Below are 16,219 nucleotides of genomic sequence, written 5' to 3'. Positions count from 1 at the left end.
GGGGAATCTCACTTCAGCCCGATGATCACGCGTCGTAGATTTTTACTCATGACCACGACACAGCCCGACACCGCCCAGGCCCCCTCCACCACCGCGAACGCCGTCCTGCGCGTCCCGCCGGCCACCCCCGCCGCGGCCGCCGCGTACTTCGGCGCCAGCCTCGCCTTCCACACCGACCCGTCCGACGTCGCCTCGGCCCTCGCGTCCGGCGAGGACCCCGGTTTCGTCCTGATCGACTCCCGCTCGACCGAGTCCTGGGACCAGGGCCACATCCCCGGCGCCCTGCACCTCCCCACGGCGCTGATCCCCACCCAGGCGGAGCGACTCCTGGACACGTCCGTGCCGGTCGTCACCTACTGCTGGGGACCCGCCTGCAACGGCGGCACCCGCGCCGCCCTCGCCCTTGCCGAACTCGGCTACCAGGTCAAGGAAATGCTCGGCGGCATCGAGTACTGGATCCGTGAGGGCTTCGAGGTCGAGACCTCGCAGGGCCGGCAGCGGCGCGACACCGACCCCCTCACCGCGCCCGTCGGCCCGGACAACTGCGGCTGCTGACGGCCGGTTTCACCGTACGACGTGACGCACGGGCCGCAGGAACCGCGCGTCCCGCGCCCCACCTCGGCCGCCGGACGCGCCGCCCGCAGCACCGCGTGGCGGCGGCCGGGCCCGGCGAACTGAGCCCGGCCGCCGTACCCGCGTACCCGGTCGTCAGAGCTTCGACAGCTCTTCCACCAGGTCGTCGAGGCCCAGCGAGCCCTGTGACAGCGCCGCCATGTGCCACGCCTTCGCGTCGAAGGCGTCGCCGTGCGCCTTGCGGGCGTTCTCGCGGCCCAGCAGCCAGGCACGTTCGCCCAGCTTGTAGCCGATCGCCTGGCCGGGCATCGACAGGTAGCGGGTCAGCTCGCTCTCCACGAAGTCCGCCGGTCGCCCGCTGTGCATGCCGAAGAACTCCTGCGCCAGCTTCGGCGTCCAGCGCTCGCCCGGGTGGAACGGCGAGTCCGCCGGAATCTCCAGCTCCAGGTGCATGCCGATGTCCACGATGATCCGCGTGGAGCGCATCATCTGCGCGTCCAGGTAGCCGATCCGGCGCTCGGCGTCGCCGAGGAAGCCCAGCTCGTCCATCAGCCGCTCCGCGTACAGCGCCCAGCCCTCGGCGTTGGCGCTGACCATGCCGACCGAAGCCTGGTAGCGGGACAGCCGGTCAGCGACGTGTACCCACTGCGCGAGCTGCAAGTGGTGCCCGGGAACGCCCTCGTGGTACCAGGTCGACGTCAGGTCGTACACCGGGAAGCGGGTCTCGCCCATCGTCGGCAGCCAGGTGATGCCCGGGCGCGAGAAGTCCTCGGACGGAGGGGTGTAGTACGGCGCGGCCGCGCTGCCGGGAGGTGCGATGCGGGACTCCACCTTCCGTACCCGCTCGGCGAGTTCGAAGTGCGTACCGTCGAGCGCTTCGATCGCCTCGTCCATCAGGGCCTGCAGCCAGGCCCTGGTCTCCTCGACCCCTTCGATGTGCGTACCGTGCTCGTCGAGCCAGGCCAGCGCCTCCCACGGAGTGGCCGCGCCCGGCAGGATCTTCTCCGCCTCCGTCTTCATCTCGCCGAGCAGGCGGTGGTATTCGGACCAGCCGTACGCGTACGCCTCGTCCAGGTCGAGGTCGGTGCCGTTGAAGTAGCGCGACCAGCGGGCGTACCGCTCGCGGCCCACCGTGTCGGGCGCGCTCTTCACGGCCGGGCCGTACACGTCGCGCATCCAGTCGCGCAGCGCCGCGACCGCCGCCGTGGCGCCGCGGGCCGCCTCGTCCAGCTCGCCGCGCAGCGCGTCGGGTCCCGCGGCCGCGAACTCCTCGAACCAGCCGCGCCCGTCGCCCGCCCACTCGGCCAGTTGGCCGGTGAACGTCTCCGTGGCGCGCGGCCCGCCGGGCAGTCCCCGCTCCAGGCCGAGCGCGAGCGACTCCCGGTAGCCCTCGAAGGCGCCGGGTACCGCGCGCAGCCGCTCCGCCACGGCCGCCCAGTCCTCGGCGGTCTCGGTGGGCGTCACCGTGAAGACGCTGCGGATGCTGTGCGCGGGGGAGTGGATGTTGCTGACGGCCCGCAGGCCCTCGTCGGCGTCGTGTACGGCGAGTTCGGCGGTCAGCCGCTCGCGCAGCAGCCTGCCGCAGCGGCGCTCGACGTCACTGTCCGCCCCGGCCAGCGCCTCCGCCCTGTCTAGCTCGGCAAGCGTGGTGCGGGCGAGCGCGGCCAGTGCCTTCTGCCCCTCGGGGGAGAAGTCCGGCAGCCTGCTGGAGCACTCCCGCACTCCCAAGTACGTACCGGTGATCGGGTCGAGGGCGATGAGTGCGTCGACGTACGCGTCGGCGACCTGGCGGGGGAGGGCGAGCCGGCTGCTCGGAGTGACTGACATGCGGAACATCCTCGTACGGCGAAGGGCTCCGCGTCACTACTGCCCGGACCGTCCGTGATCAGTGACCTGACCCCGGCGGCTTGATATCGGCGCCCCGTCGCGCCCCGGCGGCCGGAGGGAGCAGCGGTCCGCAGTCCCACGCCTGGAAGATCAGCCGGGTCTCCACACGGGCCACCTCGCGCCGCGACGTGAACTCGTCCAGAACCAGTCGCTGCAAGTCCGCCGTGTCCGTCACCGCCACGTGGACGAGGTAGTCGTCGGGGCCGGTCAGATGGAAGAGCGCGCGTGTCTCGGGAAGCGCCCTGACGCGCTCCACGAACGGGCCGATGAGCTCGCGCCGGTGCGGGCGCACCTGGACCAGCAGCAGAGCTTCGAGGCCGCGGCCGAGCTTGGCCGGGTCCAGGCGCAGCTGATGGCCGAGAATCACCCCGGAGCGGCGCAGTCGCGTCACCCGGTCCAGGCAGGTGGAGGGCGCGACCCCGACCTCGGCGGCCAGGTCGCGGTAGGTGGTCCGCGCGTCGTTCTGCAGAAGGCGCAGTATGTGCAGATCGACCGCGTCAAGTACGACAGATTCGGCCATGTGCCGAACGTAACACGGGGTGCGGTCGCTACTTCCCGGTAGTTGTTCAGAGTCATGTCATGAACACCGACGCCGCGACCACACCCTGGGCCCTGGCCACCGAAGCCGTGCACGCCGGCCGCGAAGACCTCGCCGCGCTGGGCGTGCATGCCGTGCCCCTCGACCTGTCGACCACCTATCCGTCGTACGACAGCCGGGGGGAGGCGGCCAGAATCGACGCGTTCGCCGCCACCGGCGCCCGGCCGGACGGCCCACCCGTCTACTCACGGCTGGACAACCCGACCACCGCCCGCTTCGAGGACGCCCTCGCCCGGCTGGAGGGTGCCGAGAGCGCGGTCGCCTTCGCCAGCGGCATGGCGGCGCTCAGCGCCGTGCTCCTCGCTCGGGCGAGCGCCGGCCTGCGCCATGTCGTCGCCGTACGGCCGCTGTACGGATGCAGCGACCACCTGCTGAACGCCGGGCTGCTCGGCACCGAGGTGACCTGGGTCGACCCGGCCGGAATCGCGGACGCGATACGCCCCGACACCGGCCTCGTGATCGTCGAGACCCCGGCCAACCCGACCCTCGCCGAGGTCGACATCCGGGCGGTCGCCCAGTCCTGCGGGTCGGTACCGCTGCTCGTCGACAACACCTTCGCGACCCCCGTGCTCCAGCGGCCCGTGGAGCACGGCGCACGGATCGTCCTGCACAGCGCGACCAAGTACCTGGGCGGGCACGGCGACGTACTGGGCGGGGTGGTGGCCTGCGACGAGGAGTTCGCGCGGCTGCTGCGCCAGGTACGGTTCGCGACCGGCGGCGTACTGCATCCGCTGGCCGGATACCTGCTGCTGCGCGGGCTGTCCACTCTGCCCGTACGGATGCGGGCGGCCTCGGCCACCGCTGCCGAGCTGGCCCGGCGGCTGGCCGCCGATCCGCGGGTGGCGCGCGTGCACTACCCGAAGCTCGGCGGCGCGATGGTGGCCTTCGAGGTGTACGGCGATCCGCACGCGGTGATCGGCGGCGTACGCCTGATCACGCCGGCTGTCAGCCTCGGCAGCGTGGACTCGCTCATCCAGCACCCGGCCTCCATCAGCCACCGCATCGTGGCCGAGGGAGACCGCCGCTCCTCGGGGGTCAGCGACCGGCTGCTGCGGATGTCCGCCGGTCTTGAGGACGTGGAGGATCTGTGGCGGGACCTGTGCGAGGCCCTCAGCGCTGCTGGGGCCGCCCGGCCGGTGTCGTCGCCTGTACCGGCGCCTGCCCCTGTGCCTGTCCCGGTGCCGCCGCATGGGCGGGACGCGGCCGCCCGGCAGGCTTCGCCAGCCGCGCGGTGACCACCAGCGTGCCCTCCTCGATCTGGTAGTCGAGGGGCAGGCCCAGGCCGCGCATGGCCGCGACCATGCCGGTGTTGGACGACTGGGTGACGGCGTAGACGCTCTCGCAGCCCGCCTCCACGGCGAGCGCCACCAGGCGTTCCAGCAGCTCGGAGCCGATGCCGCGGCGCTGCCACGCGTCCTCTACGAGCAGCGCCACCTCGGTCTCGTCGCCGTCCCACAGGAGATGGCCGAGGGCGACGAGGCGGCCGGAGGCGGTCTGGACGGCGAGGGTGCGGCCGAACCGCGGGCTGAGGAGATGGCTGAGGTAGCGGTCGGCGTCGCCCACCGGGCCGTGGTAGCGCAGGCTCAGCGTGCGGTCGCCGCAGCGGTCGTGCATGGCGCGGGCGGCTTCGAGGTCGTCGAGTCCGGCCCTGCGGACGGTGATCTCGTTGCCCTCGGGGAGCGTCAGGACGTCCTCGCTGCGCGGGATGCGCGGGCCGAGGCGGGCGTCGAGCTCGACGAGAGCGCGGGCGCGGGCGAACTCGGTCGGGGTGAAGGGCAGGTAGTGGCGCTCCATGGTGATCACCCCGCCGGACGGGTCGCGGAGCTTCATGACCGTACCGTCGAGTACGCCTTCGACCGGAGCGCTCTCGCCGGTGGGGCGGCCGGTGAGGCTCGTCGCGGGCAGTGAATGGATGGTGCAGCGGCCCAGCAACTGACGCAGAGCCAGCGGCAGTTCGGCGGCGTCGAGGGCGGTACGCGTGGCGAGGCCGAGTACCCGGGTGGGGGCGTCGACCAGGTCGTGGGCGTCGGCCCGCTCCAGCCAGGTGTCGCTGCCGCCGGCGGCGGCGATCTCACGGCTGAGCCGGCCGGCCTGGAGGGCGGCGGGGGCGCGCAGCAGCAGTTCGTCGACGGTGCCTTCGGCGAGCGGGTGGGTCTGCAGGGTGAGGATGTCCACCTGGTGCCGGGCCAGGGCGGTGCACAGCAGCGCGAGGCTGCCGGGCTCGTCCTTGACGGTGGTACGCATCCGCCACAGGGCGGTTTCGGAGGCGGCCGCCGCGGCGGCGCCGTTGCCGCCGGTCTTCGGATCCGCACTCGTACGGGCCAAGGCCGGCGGCGGGGCATGGCTGTGCCGCCGCGCCCACCAGGTGTGGAACCCGGCCGTGGCGGTCAGCACCACGGCCGAGATCACAAGGAGGTACGGTCCGTCGGGTCCGTGCACGACCGTGTTCGCCACGGCGTCGGCGACGGCCACCGCGGTGAACAGCGCGGCGAGTTCGACGAGGTCCCGCCGCCAGTGGTGCGCACGGCGGGTCCTCGTCGCACTCGCCGTGGCCGCCGTCTTCGTCACTTCAGTCATGTCGGTCATGGCACCACTGTGACCGAGTGTTGTTGCGCGATCACGAACGCTTTGTGACTGATGGGTTAAGTGCGCTTCTGGGTAATTAGGGGTCATTTTCAATCACTTCAGAGGCCTACCCGACCCGGCTGAAGCACCTTGCTGAACAGCACCACGCCTCCCTCCGCCCGCAGCCGCACCGTCAGTTCACCGCTGCCGCCGTCGATCTCGACCTCGCCGAAGTACTGCGGCGACTCCATGGGCGACACATTGGCGCGCGTCGGTGACTTCACGAAGACCTGGTCCGGGCCGAAGGTGGCGTCGAGCCGGCCCGCCGGGAAGCCGCCGGCGGCCAGCGGCCCGGACACGAACTCCCAGAAGGGCGCGAAGTCCTTGAACGCCGCGCGGGACGGGTCGTAGTGCTGGGCCGACGTGTAGTGCACATCGGCGGTGAGCCACACCGTGCCGGTGATACGGGCGTGCTTGATGTGACGCAGCAGCTCCGCGATCTGGAGCTCCCTGCCCAGCGGCGCTCCGGGGTCGCCCTGCGCGACGGCCTCGAAGTTGGCCGCCCCGTCCGGGACGACGATGCCCAGCGGCATGTCGGAGGCGATCACCTTCCACACCGCGCGGGAGCGCGACAGCTCCCGCTTCAGCCAGGCGAGCTGCTCGGCGCCGAGGATCCCGGTCGCGTCGTCGGGCTGCCGGCCGGGCGAGTTGGCGTTGCGGTACGTCCGCATGTCGAGCACGAAGACATCGAGCAGGGGGCCCTGCCTGACGGCCCGGTAGACCCGGCCGTCGTCCTTTCGGCCCTCCCGGCGCGCGGGGAGCGTGGAGATGGGGAAGTACTCACTGAACGCGCGCATCGACCGCGCCGCCAGTACGTCGACGTTCTTCTCCGTGTAGCGGGCGTCGTCGAGGATCTGACCCGGGTACCAGTTGTTGCGTACCTCGTGGTCGTCCCACTGCACGATCGAGGGCACCTGCGCGTTGAAGCGGCGCACGTTCTCGTCCAGCAGGTTGTAGCGGAAGTTTCCGCGGAACTCGTCCAGGGTCTCGGCGACCTTCGACTTCTCCCGTGTGGTGATGTTCCGCCACACCCGCCCGTCCGGCAGCGTCACGCTCGGCTGGATGACGCCGTCCGCGTAGACGGTGTCGCCGCTGCACAGGAAGAAGTCGGGGTCGAGGCGGCGCATCTCCTCGTACACCCGGTAGCCGCCGATGTCCGGGTTGATGCCCCACCCCTGTCCGGCGATGTCACCCGACCACAGGAAGCGCACGCCGTCGCGTCGCTTCACGGACGCCGTACGGAACGTTCCCCGCAACGGTTCCCCCGTGCGCCGGGGATCGTCGGGATCCGCGAGGGTCACCCGGTAGTGCACCTGCTCGCCGGCGGGCAGGCCCCGCAGTGACGTCGTCCCGGTGAAGTCCGTACCGGGGCCCAGCAGGGGGCCGTGCCATCGGCGCGAGTGGCGGAAGGACTCGGTCGCGGACGTTTCCACGATCATGCGGGCCGGGCGGTCGGAGCGTACCCACACCAGTCCCGACGACGAGGTGACATCACCCGTCTGCACGCCCCACGCGGCGCGCGGACGGCCGGAGAGTGCCCGGGCGGGCGCTGCGGCGGCCGCGCCTGCGCCGACCGCTGCGGCGGGCAGGGCGAGTGCGGCCGAGGCGGCCAGTGAGCCGCGCAGGACGGTGCGCCGGTCGGGCGACTGGCTTTGTGGTTGGCTCTGCGACTGGCTCTGTGGTTCGCTCTGCGGTCGGCGGTACGGCATCGATGCGCCTCCAGTGACGGTGTGGTCCGGGCGTGCGACGCCATGCCTAGTGGCCGGTCACGGCAACCACACAAACCACAAGTGAACAACTGGCCCCCGTTCCGGGGAACCGGTTCGACGCGCTCCGCTACGGCCGCGCCGCACCCGCCACCAGCCGCACTCCGTGAGCGATCGCGGACGGCGCCAGATGCGCGTACCCGAGCACCAGCCGTACGCTCCCGTCCTGCGCCCCACCCGTAGCGCCGTAATCACTCAGCAGGCGCACCGCCACCCCCGGCGTGTCAGCTGCTCGTGTCGAGGATGACCCGAGCCACCAGCGCGGGGTCGTCGTTCATCGGAACGTGGCCGCAGCCGGGCAGCCTGACCAGCCGGGCGCCGGGGATCACGCGCTTGGCCCTGACGCCCTGGCGGCGCGGCAGCAGCCGGTCACGGCTGCCCCAGGCGACGGTCACGGGTATGCCGGAAACCTCGTCGTCGAACAGGACGGAACGGCCCGCCGACAGAGTCGCGGCGAACCCGGTCGCCTCGCGCAGCGCGAGCGTCTCCGCGACGACGGCTTCCGGTGAACGCCACCCGGGCCGCGCGTAGATGGTGCTCGTGAGCGCGGCCCGGCCGGCGGCCGTGCGCGCCAGGCGCTCGATGACCGGCAGCGGGAGCGTCTGCGCTCCGAACCGCATCCCGCGCAGCGTGCCGAACGCGTAGCGGCGCTCGCTCTCCGTCCAGAAACCGGCCGGCGAAAGCGCCGTCACCGACCGTACGAGCTTCTCGTGGCCCAGCTTCAGGGCGATCAGGCCGCCGAGGGAGTTCCCCGGGACGTGCGGGCGCTCGATGCCCAGCGCCTCGCACAGCGAACCGAGTACGGGAACGACCGTCGACAGGTCGTAGGCGAACCCGTCGGGCAGCGCGGCCGAGCGGCCGAAACCGGGCAGGTCCACGGCGATCACGTCACGTTCGGCGGCCAGCGCGGACATCACGGGCTGCCACGCCTGCCAGTGATGGCCTATCCCGTGCAGGAGCAGGAGCGGTTCGCCGGCGCCCGCTCGTTCGTACGCGACGGAGAGCGTGTGACTGCCCGTGGGGGACTCGATGGACTCGATGCTGAAGGAGACCTTCGCGGCCATGCTGCTGCTCCCTGGGGTGGGGTCGCGCTAGACATCGTGTCAGCAACAATTACCGCTGGGTACCTTGGAGTTCAAGGGGCCGGGCACCTCCGGCTGGTTCCCGTTTCCCTCGATGTGCTGGGATGGAGGGGTGACTGCCGACACCGTTACCGAAGTCTTCGAAGAGCACCGCCCCCTGCTGACCGGGGTGGCGTACCGGATGCTCGGCCGGGTCGCCGACGCCGAGGATGTCGTGCAGGAAGCGTGGCTGCGCTGGTCGGGCCGGCCGCGCGACGACGTACGGGAACCACGTCCCTATCTGGTGCGGATCACCACCAGGCTGGCCATCGACCGACTGCGGCAGGTGCGGGCGCAGCGCGAGGCGTACGTCGGGCCGTGGCTCCCGGAGCCGCTGGAGACCGACTTCGGTCCGGCCGTCGAAGACACCGCGGCACGCGCGGTGCTGGCCGACTCCGTCTCGCTCGCTGTTCTCGTCGTTCTCGAGTCGCTCTCCCCGCTGGAGCGCGCGGTGTTCGTACTGCGTGAGGCTTTCGGCTTTCCGTACGGCGAAATCGCGGCCACTTTGGAGCGCTCGGAATCGGCCGTACGGCAGCTCTCGGGACGTGCTCGGCGGCATGTCGCGGAACGCAGGCCCCGCTTCGACGTGGATCCCGCCGAACGGCGGGACCTCACCGAACGGTTTCTCGCCGCCGCGTCGGGAGGAGACCTGGACGCGCTGCTCTCGCTGCTCGCACCGGACGTCAGGCTCGTCGGTGACAGCGGCGGCAAGGCGAAGGCGCCCGTGCGCGTCATCGAGAGCGCCGACAAGGTGGGCCGTTTCCTGGTCGGGGCGGCCAGGCGGCCCATTCCCGAGAGCGAGTTCCGGTTCGTGGAACTCAATGGCGGACCCGCGCTGTTGGTCCTGTCCGGCGGAAAGCCCGACGCGGTATTCCAGCTGGATGTCGCGGACGGCCTCATCCAGTGTGTCTATATCGTGCGAAACCCCGACAAACTCGCCTCACTCGCCCCGTAGACGCGACGCCTGTCCTGCGTTGATTGGTCTTGACCAAGGCAGACCCCGGACTTATGGTCGCAGAGTTAGTGCAGGAACCTTTAATAAACAAGGGCGTGGAAACTCGCCCGGGACCAGGCCGATTGCGGAGGATCAGGGTGGGGACCACGCAGCTCGATACGGTGCCGGAGCCCAAGTACTGGCACCTCAAGACCGTGCTCAGCGAGGCACTCGACTCCGATTTCGCGGTCGGTGAGATCCTGCCGAACGAGCGTGAACTCGCCGCGCGCTTCGGCGTCGCGCGCGCCACGCTCCGCCAGGCGCTCGAACAGCTTGAGCTCGAAGGCCGGTTGCAGCGCCGTCGCGGCGTGGGCACCACCGTCGCCCCGCCGCGCGTGGGCGTGGACGTCGGGACCTCGCAGCACGGCTGGCCGGGCGCCGCCGGCGACACCTGGCAGCCCGTCGACTGCATGAGTGCCGTGCCCCCGGCGGCGGTGGCCCGCATGCTTGGCGTCGACTCCGGCGCCCCCGGCAACTCCGGCAACGAGGTGCACACCGTGCGCCGGATCCGCGTCACGCATGGCCAGCCGGTCGCCGCCGAGCTGCTGTACGTCCCGGCCGCGTCCGTGCCGGACCTCGCGGCCATCGAGTCGCCCTCGGGGTCGGCCCGCGCGCGCAGCGTGCTGCGGGAACTGCAGCGCCTCGCCATGGAGGGTCAGGACCGCGCCGTCGAGCTCGGCTCGGCCCGCGCGGACGACGCGAAGGAACTCGACCGCCTGCCGGGCGCGCCCGTCCTCGTCGTCACCACGCGTTACTTCGCCGAGGGCCGGACCGCCGCCGTCTCCGTGGCCACCTACCGCGCGGACACCTGCAGGCTCACCTTCGGTGACTCGGGCGACCTGGAGATCAGCCACCACACCCAGGAGCGAAGAGCCTCCTGATATCCGCCGTCGTACGGTACGGCCCGTCGCGCTCAGCGGCGGGCCGTCACCGTTCCCTCGACGGCGAACAGCTGCTCCTCGACGTGGTCCAGAGCGAGGCGCAGCGCACCCGTCGCCACCGCCGCCTCACCGAGCAGCGACAGCGCCACCTGCGGCGGACGCAGACAGTACCGCGCCAACTCGCCGCGCAACGGCTCCAGTACGCCGTCGATCCCGGCCGCCCACCCGCCGATCACGACCAGTTCGGGGTCGAGCGCCAGGACCAGCGCCGCCACATCGTGCACCAGCCGCTGGATGAACCGCTCGACGGCCTCCTGCGCGGCGGAGTCACCCTGCCGGGCGCGCCCGAAGACGGTGGCCACCGCTTGCTCGTCCAGTGGCAGCACCGGCTCGTCCGTCGTCGACAGCAGCGTCTCCGGCGTGACCTCCCGGCCCAGCAGATGCAGCGCTCCGATCTCACCGGCCGCGCCGCCGAACCCCCGGTGCAGCCGCCCGCCGATCAGTGAGCCGGCGCCGGGGCTCAGCCCGGCCAGTACGAACACGATGTCGTCGGAGTCGACGGCGGCGCCCTTCCAGTGCTCGGCGACCGCCGCCGCGTTGGCGTCGTTCTCCACCAGTACGGGGCAGCGGAACGACCGGCGGAGCCGTTCACCGAGCGCCAGACCGGTCCAGTCGGGAAGCGCCGTCCCCAGCCGTACGGTCCCGTCGGCCTCCACGATGCCGGGTGCGCCGACCCCGACGGCGCGCAGTGAACTGCGCGGGACGCCGGCCCGGCGCAGTACGTCGGCGACCATGGCCCGTACCCGCTCCAGCCGCTCGTCCGCCGAGGCCCTCTCGGACACCGTGCGGGAACCGGCGCCGATGACGCGGCCGTCCAGACCGGACAGCAGGGCGGCGATGCGATGCGGACCGATCTCGACACCCAGCAGATATCCCGCCTCGGCGCGGAACCGGAACCTCCGCGCTGGCCGTCCCTGCCGCCGCGTCTCGACGTCCTCGGGCGGGGCCTCGACGACGAGCCCGGTCTCCATGAGGCCTTCGACGGCCCCCTCGACCGTGGGCCGGGACAGCCCGGTCACGCGGGTCAGGTCGGTGAGGGTGGGGGAATCCGCGCCGCGCAGCGCGTGCAGCACCACCGCGGAGTTGATCCGCCGCAGCAGAGAGGGGTCCCCACCGGTCAACCGCCCCACGGTGTGTCCTCCCAGCTCGCGCGCTTGTTCTGCCGGATCGTACTCGTTGGTTCGGAGCACTGCGAGCCGTGCCTCGGTCCACGGATGCGCCGGGAGCCCGTCAGCCGGGAGACGGGCTCCCGTCAGCCTGGAGAGACGAATCCGGACTCGTACGCGGCGATGACCGCCTGCGTGCGGTCGCGAGCGCCCAGCTTGGCCAGCACCGCGCTGACATGCGACTTCACCGTCTCCGTGCCGACGATCAGCCGCTCGGCGATCTCCGCGTTGGACAGACCGCGGGCCATCAGCCGGAGCACCGCCTCCTCCCGTTCGGTGAGCGCGGCCCGGTCGAGATCCGCACGTGCCTTGTTGCTGCCGTACTCGGCGGCCAGGGCACGGACCGCCGCGGGGAACAGCAGCGACTCGCCCTCGGCGATCAGCCGCACCGCGTTCACGATCTCCGAGGGCCGGGCCCGCTTGATCAGAAAACCGTCCGCTCCTGCCCGCAGCGCCTCGTACACGTACTCGTCGTTCTCGAAGGTGGTCACCACCAGGATCTTCGGCGGCGAGTCCACGGTGCGCAGCACCAGCCGGGTCGCTTCGATGCCGTCCATCAGCGGCATCCGTACATCCATGGCGACGACGTCGGGCCGCAACCGGCGAACGAGGGGTATGACCGCGGCGCCGTCGGCGGCCTCGCCCACCACCTCGATATCGGGCTGTGCCTCCAGGACGGCGCGCAGTCCCGCGCGTACAAGAGGCTCGTCGTCGACCAGAAGCACGGTAACCGGCATCCGATCAGCGTATTCGGTCCAGCGGCAGGCTCGCGTGCACCACCCACTCGCCGTTGTACGGGCCGGTCTTGGCCTTGCCGCCGAGCAGCGCGGCGCGCTCTCTGATGCCGCGCAGACCACTGCCGGCGCCGGGAGAACCCGCCGAGGGGCACAGCGGATTGGACACCTCCAGCTCCAGCCAGTCGTCCGCGACGGACATCCGGACCCGGACCGGGACGGCACCGCAGTGGCGCAGCACGTTGGTGAGCGACTCCTGGAGGATGCGGTAGCCCTCGCGCGAGACCGGGCCGGGCACCTTCGCCAGGGGCCCCGCCGCGCCGATGTCGAGTTTCACCCCCGACGCGCGGGCCGAGTCGAACAGACGGCTTGCTTCGACCAGGGTCGGCCGCTGGGTGGACGGCGTCCGCTGTTCCCGCAGCACGCGCAGTACCCGCTCCAGGTCGTCCAGCGCCTCACGCCCGGTTTCCTCGATCGCTGTCAGCGCCCGTTCGGTGAAGTCGGGGTCGTTCGCCGTTCGTGCGGCCGCCGCCTGGACGACGGCCACGGTAAGAGCATGCCCGATGGAGTCGTGCAGTTCGCGCGCGATGCGATTACGTTCCAAGAGCTGCTCGGTGCGCTCCTCCAGGGCCAGCAACCGCTCTTTGGGGGACGGCCCCAGCAGTCGACGGGCGATGGCGGTGACCAAGTCACCGAGAGCCGGCATGCAGGAGAGCATGACCAGGACGGGCAGCGGCGCGAGCAGCGCGTACCACCAGTGCGGTTCAAGGTTTCCCAGCAGCCCGACGTTTCCCCCGGCGCCGCGGAACGACAGGGTGAGCAGATCGACGGTGACGATCGGCAGCCATGCGGTGATGACCGTGGCCAGGGCCGAGAGGGCCAGCCTCACCTGGATCCAGAGCACCACCCGTCGGCGCTCGGTCCAGGTGCCGGCCGCCGCGGCGGCGATCCCGGCGTCGGGCCGGCCTCGTTCCTCGGGCGTCAACAGCAGCTGTGCCTGCAGCCCTTCCTCAAGCCGTACCGCAGGGATCAGGCCCACTGGCAGCATCACGAGCGCCGGCACATACCACGTGTCCATCGAGATGAACATCCACACACTGAAGAGGAAGGCCGGGATGCACAGGTGCAGCCATCGTGTGTAGGTGACCCCGTGGGTCAGCCGGCGGAAATAGCGGAGCATGCGGCCATCGTGTCAGCGGTCCGCGCCGCAACGGCTCCCCCGCACGGGGGAGATGGTCCCCACGGACGGGGGAGGTCACGGGTAGGGGGCGAAAGCGAGTCTGGACCCATGAACAGCATCGACGTACGAGAATTGACCAAGGAGTACAGCACCAAGCGGGCTGTGGACCGGCTCACGTTCAGTGTGCGGCCCGGCCGGGTGACCGGCTTCCTCGGCCCCAACGGCGCCGGCAAGTCCACCACGATGCGGCTCGTCCTCGGCCTCGACCGGCCCACCTCGGGCACGGCCACCATCGGCGGACGCCCCTATACGCGAATCGACGACCCGCTGCGCGAGGTGGGAGCTCTGCTCGACGCCCAATCGGCCCACGGCTCGCGCACCGCCCGAAACCACCTGCTGGCCCTGGCCGTCAGCAACAAAATATCCGCCCGCCGAGTCGGCGAGGTGCTGGACGAGGCCGGCATCGCGGAGCTCGCGGGCAAGCGGATCAAGACGTTCTCGCTCGGTATGCGGCAGCGGCTCGGTATCGCCGCCGCGCTGCTCGGTGACCCCGAGGTGGTGATGCTGGACGAGCCGTCGAACGGTCTGGACCCCGAAGGCATCGTCTGGATCCGTGAATTGCTGAAGCGGCTCGCCCGTGAGGGCCGCACTGTGCTCGTCTCCAGCCACCTGATGAACGAGACCGCTTCCTTCGCCGACCACCTCGTCGTCCTGGGCAAGGGCAGGCTGCTCGCCGATACCCCCATGCGGGAGTTCCTCGACGCCCGCAGCCGCCTCCGGGTCCGGGTGCGCACCACTGAGTCGAGCCGACTGGGCGAGGCCCTGACGCGCAGGGGATACACGCCGGTTCGTGGCGACGACGGGCGCTGGGGCGTCGACGGGGTGAGGGCCGAGGAGATCGGCGTGATCGCCGCACACGAAGGCATTCCGATTCTCGAACTTTCCGACGAACACGCCACGCTGGAGCAGGCCTATTTCGATCTCACGGCCGAGGAGACCGAGTTCGCGTCCGCCGCGACCCCTGTTCCCCCGGCCACTCCCTCGACCACCGGCCAGGAGGCCTGAATCATGTCGACCACCGCAGTCCTCCACTCCGAGTGGATCAAGATCAAGTCGGTACGGGCATCGGCCGGTTCCCTCGTAGCCGTCTTCGCGGTCACACTCGCCATCACGGTGCTCGCCTATGCCACCGTTGGCCAGGCCGAGGCTGACAACGACGGATATGACCCCGTCTTCGGTGCGTTCTATGCCCTCAACTTCGGTCAGCTGGCCGCCATAAGCTTCGGAGCCACGGCGCTGTCCTCCGAGTACCTCAACGGCGCCCTGCGGATCTCCCTCTCGGCGGTACCGCGCAGAGGCCTCTTCTACTCGGCGAAGATGGCGGTCGTCGGCGGGCTCGCGCTCGCCGTCGGATTCGCCACCAGCTTCGCCTCCTTCCTGACCGGTCAGGCATTCATGGGGGAGTACGCCATCGGCCTCGGCGACCCGGGCGCGCTGCGCGCCTGCGTCGGCAGCGGTATCTATCTCGCGCTCATGGCGCTCCTCGCCGCGGGCCTCACCGCATTGCTGCGCAGCGGCGTCGCAGTGCTGAGCCTGCTCATCCCCTTCATCCTGATTGTCTCGTTCGTGGTCGGGACATAGCCGGCGGAGCCGCCCAGTACTTGCCGGACCGCGCGGGGCAGCAGGTGCTGCACCTGAACCCGCATGGCGACCTCGGGGCATGGACGGGGCTCGCGGTCACCGCGGCGTGGGCCGGGGCGGCGGTGCTGGCCGGATGGTGGGCGCTGCGGCGCCGCGACGCCTGACAGGCGGCCAGTTGTCAGTGCAGGGAGGTTTACTGACGACATGAGCACCGCACGGTATCTCGCCCTCATAGACCTGCTGCGCGCACAGGGGTTTCCGGCACAGCGCGGCAGGTCGGACACCGGTTTCAGCGGGCCCGGCTATCACACCGCGGAGCTGAGCGCGGCAGATCAGCTGGGGGACGACGACGCCGCAGAGGCTCTGGAGATGCGGGAGCAGTGCGTGGCCGAGCACGACGCGCTGCTGGCCGTGCTCCGGGCGAAATGGGGCGAGCCCCAGGTCTTCAGCCTCTGGAGTCTGCTGGAACGGAGCATCGCGGGAGAGGAGATACCGGCGCCCTGGGAGGAGTTGAGCGCCAGGTTCGACTGCTTGCACATCTGGTGGGCCGACGGCAGATGGATCGCGCTGGGACTGGCGCTCGGGGAAGCGGAAGGCCCGTCGTACGAGCTGATGGCGGTTGTCACCGAGGTCGATCCGCCCTAGGGGCTGTCCGGAAAGTCATGGGAGCCAGAGCCTGAGGCAGGCGAGGGTGACCATGGCTTGGTAGTGGACGGCGCGTTTGTCGTATCGGGTGGCCAGGGCCCGGTTCTGCTTGAGTCGGCTGAAGCAGCGTTCGACCACGTTGCGTCGTCGGTAGGCGGTCCGGTCGAGCCGGCAGCGTGCCTTGCCACGGCGGATGCGGCCGTTGATCTGGTCGATCCGCTCGGGAATCGTCGCGGCGATGCCGCGCCGGCGGAGGTAGGCACGGATCTTCCGGGCCGAGTAGCCCTTGTCCGCGACGACCCGGTCGGGCCGTGTCCGGGGGCGTCCGGGACCCGGCCGTGCCACCCT

Annotated in this window: 14 protein-coding genes and 2 pseudogenes; 7 read left to right on the top strand and 9 right to left on the bottom strand. The window is 71.1% G+C overall.

Features of this window, described 5'->3' with window-relative positions; all coding sequences use genetic code 11:
- Window positions 1–48 precede the first annotated feature (48 nt).
- Entirely contained in the window at window positions 49–555 is a 507-nt protein-coding gene (locus tag G412_RS0127675; RefSeq protein ID WP_028814915.1) for a rhodanese-like domain-containing protein, read from the top strand.
- A gap of 153 nt (window positions 556–708) precedes the next feature.
- On the opposite strand, the gene G412_RS0127670 is transcribed toward G412_RS0127675, so the two are convergent.
- Both G412_RS0127670 and G412_RS0127665 read right to left on the bottom strand, forming a co-directional pair.
- On the bottom strand, window positions 709–2,400 hold the full coding sequence (locus G412_RS0127670; protein ID WP_028814914.1) for a DUF885 domain-containing protein: 1,692 nt from the start codon (window positions 2,398–2,400) through the stop codon (window positions 709–711).
- A gap of 58 nt (window positions 2,401–2,458) precedes the next feature.
- The gene (locus G412_RS0127665) at window positions 2,459–2,980 is read right to left on the bottom strand and encodes an Lrp/AsnC family transcriptional regulator (protein ID WP_028814913.1); all 522 of its coding nucleotides are present in this window, start codon (window positions 2,978–2,980) and stop codon (window positions 2,459–2,461) included.
- A 59-nt stretch (window positions 2,981–3,039) separates the two neighbouring features.
- Between G412_RS0127665 and G412_RS38560 the strand changes: the two genes are divergently transcribed.
- Window positions 3,040–4,293 carry an aminotransferase class I/II-fold pyridoxal phosphate-dependent enzyme gene (locus G412_RS38560; RefSeq protein ID WP_078607441.1) on the top strand — a complete coding sequence of 418 codons (1,254 nt, stop codon included), beginning with the start codon at window positions 3,040–3,042 and terminating at the stop codon, window positions 4,291–4,293.
- On the opposite strand, the pseudogene G412_RS36240 reads toward G412_RS38560, so the two are convergent.
- The 3 genes and pseudogenes from G412_RS36240 to G412_RS0127640 all read right to left on the bottom strand — a co-directional run.
- Window positions 4,273–5,635: pseudogene (locus G412_RS36240) on the bottom strand (GNAT family N-acetyltransferase); the annotation flags it as partial. The gene G412_RS38560 and the pseudogene G412_RS36240 overlap by 21 nt on opposite strands.
- A gap of 107 nt (window positions 5,636–5,742) precedes the next feature.
- On the bottom strand, window positions 5,743–7,392 hold the full coding sequence (locus G412_RS0127645) for an alkaline phosphatase D family protein (RefSeq protein WP_078607440.1): 1,650 nt from the start codon (window positions 7,390–7,392) through the stop codon (window positions 5,743–5,745).
- A gap of 281 nt (window positions 7,393–7,673) precedes the next feature.
- Window positions 7,674–8,513 carry an alpha/beta fold hydrolase gene (locus G412_RS0127640; RefSeq protein ID WP_028814910.1) on the bottom strand — a complete coding sequence of 280 codons (840 nt, stop codon included), beginning with the start codon at window positions 8,511–8,513 and terminating at the stop codon, window positions 7,674–7,676.
- A 130-nt stretch (window positions 8,514–8,643) separates the two neighbouring features.
- Here G412_RS0127640 and G412_RS0127635 point away from each other — a divergent pair, with 130 nt between their 5' ends.
- Together G412_RS0127635 and G412_RS0127630 are read left to right on the top strand one after the other, a co-directional pair.
- Window positions 8,644–9,525, top strand: coding sequence for an RNA polymerase sigma-70 factor (locus tag G412_RS0127635; RefSeq protein WP_028814909.1), 882 nt, complete (start codon window positions 8,644–8,646; stop codon window positions 9,523–9,525).
- Window positions 9,526–9,662: 137 nt separating this feature from the next.
- Window positions 9,663–10,445: a GntR family transcriptional regulator gene (locus G412_RS0127630; protein WP_028814908.1), complete on the top strand. Its 783-nt coding sequence runs from the start codon at window positions 9,663–9,665 to the stop codon at window positions 10,443–10,445.
- Between the two features lie 32 nt (window positions 10,446–10,477).
- On the opposite strand, the gene G412_RS0127625 is transcribed toward G412_RS0127630, so the two are convergent.
- The 3 genes from G412_RS0127625 to G412_RS0127615 all read right to left on the bottom strand — a co-directional run bounded on the left by G412_RS0127625 (window position 10,478) and on the right by G412_RS0127615 (window position 13,585).
- Complete coding sequence (locus G412_RS0127625) at window positions 10,478–11,635, bottom strand: ROK family transcriptional regulator (protein ID WP_028814907.1); 1,158 nt, start codon at window positions 11,633–11,635, stop codon at window positions 10,478–10,480.
- Between the two features lie 122 nt (window positions 11,636–11,757).
- Window positions 11,758–12,408 (bottom strand): response regulator, encoded by a 651-nt coding sequence (locus tag G412_RS0127620; protein ID WP_028814906.1) that lies wholly within the window; start codon window positions 12,406–12,408, stop codon window positions 11,758–11,760.
- A 4-nt stretch (window positions 12,409–12,412) separates the two neighbouring features.
- Window positions 12,413–13,585 carry a sensor histidine kinase gene (locus G412_RS0127615; protein ID WP_028814905.1) on the bottom strand — a complete coding sequence of 391 codons (1,173 nt, stop codon included), beginning with the start codon at window positions 13,583–13,585 and terminating at the stop codon, window positions 12,413–12,415.
- Window positions 13,586–13,693: 108 nt separating this feature from the next.
- On the opposite strand from G412_RS0127615, the gene G412_RS0127610 reads away from it, so the two are divergent.
- From G412_RS0127610 to G412_RS0127600, 3 genes and pseudogenes are all read left to right on the top strand, one after another.
- Window positions 13,694–14,650: an ABC transporter ATP-binding protein gene (locus G412_RS0127610; RefSeq protein WP_028814904.1), complete on the top strand. Its 957-nt coding sequence runs from the start codon at window positions 13,694–13,696 to the stop codon at window positions 14,648–14,650.
- Between the two features lie 3 nt (window positions 14,651–14,653).
- Window positions 14,654–15,390 (top strand): annotated as a pseudogene (locus tag G412_RS36235) (ABC transporter permease).
- 40 nt (window positions 15,391–15,430) lie between these two features.
- Complete coding sequence (locus tag G412_RS0127600; RefSeq protein ID WP_028814903.1) at window positions 15,431–15,871, top strand: hypothetical protein; 441 nt, start codon at window positions 15,431–15,433, stop codon at window positions 15,869–15,871.
- Between the two features lie 15 nt (window positions 15,872–15,886).
- Here G412_RS0127600 and G412_RS0127595 read toward each other — a convergent pair.
- A partial coding sequence (locus G412_RS0127595) for an IS5/IS1182 family transposase (RefSeq protein ID WP_028814902.1) occupies window positions 15,887–16,219 on the bottom strand: 333 nt, incomplete at its 5' end.

The sequence above is a fragment of the Streptomyces flavidovirens DSM 40150 genome (assembly GCF_000429085.1).
Lineage (GTDB): Bacteria > Actinomycetota > Actinomycetes > Streptomycetales > Streptomycetaceae > Streptomyces > Streptomyces flavidovirens.
The sequence above is the reverse complement of the archived record's forward strand: the minus strand, read 5'-3'. Positions and strand labels throughout refer to the sequence as shown.

Coding starts and splice junctions, on each gene's coding strand:
- G412_RS0127670 (WP_028814914.1), bottom strand. CDS start 2,400: ATGTCAGTCACTCCGAGCAGCCGGCTCGCCCTCCCCCGCCAGGTCGCC.
- G412_RS0127620 (WP_028814906.1), bottom strand. CDS start 12,408: ATGCCGGTTACCGTGCTTCTGGTCGACGACGAGCCTCTTGTACGCGCG.
- G412_RS0127610 (WP_028814904.1), top strand. CDS start 13,694: ATGAACAGCATCGACGTACGAGAATTGACCAAGGAGTACAGCACCAAG.
- G412_RS38560 (WP_078607441.1), top strand. CDS start 3,040: ATGAACACCGACGCCGCGACCACACCCTGGGCCCTGGCCACCGAAGCC.
- G412_RS0127675 (WP_028814915.1), top strand. CDS start 49: ATGACCACGACACAGCCCGACACCGCCCAGGCCCCCTCCACCACCGCG.
- G412_RS0127640 (WP_028814910.1), bottom strand. CDS start 8,513: ATGGCCGCGAAGGTCTCCTTCAGCATCGAGTCCATCGAGTCCCCCACG.
- G412_RS0127615 (WP_028814905.1), bottom strand. CDS start 13,585: ATGCTCCGCTATTTCCGCCGGCTGACCCACGGGGTCACCTACACACGA.
- G412_RS0127665 (WP_028814913.1), bottom strand. CDS start 2,980: ATGGCCGAATCTGTCGTACTTGACGCGGTCGATCTGCACATACTGCGC.
- G412_RS0127600 (WP_028814903.1), top strand. CDS start 15,431: ATGAGCACCGCACGGTATCTCGCCCTCATAGACCTGCTGCGCGCACAG.
- G412_RS0127645 (WP_078607440.1), bottom strand. CDS start 7,392: ATGCCGTACCGCCGACCGCAGAGCGAACCACAGAGCCAGTCGCAGAGC.